The organism is Bartonella sp. MR168JLCBS, assembly GCF_042194175.1.
Genome location: NZ_JBHIMP010000558.1, coordinates 324 through 582, shown reverse-complemented (window position 1 = coordinate 582; position 259 = coordinate 324). Strand labels below are relative to the sequence as shown.

Genomic DNA, 259 nt, shown 5'->3' with positions numbered 1-259 from the left:
AAATATTGGTGAAATGATCCATGTGGCTGGTAATCTTAGTTTGAATTATTGGAATGGAACTATCCATCCACAACTGCGCGTTATTGACGCAGCAGCAGTGGTTTGAGCGAGATATTTTTTTGAAAATTAGATGTCTAGATTGGAAGCAAAAGTAGAATTTTCTTGTATGAATCGAAATCGTGCTTCTGATTTCGTTCCCATTAAGCTTTCTACTGTATGTTTAGTTTCTTGCATTTCTGCTATATCAATAGAAACGCGT

The 259-nt window shown here is 35.9% G+C and carries 1 protein-coding gene; it reads right to left on the bottom strand.

The window, feature by feature from the left end:
• Positions 1–126 precede the first annotated feature (126 nt).
• Positions 127–259 (bottom strand): hypothetical protein (locus ACFIK8_RS12640; RefSeq protein ID WP_375669624.1); only part of this gene is annotated, 133 nt, incomplete at its 5' end.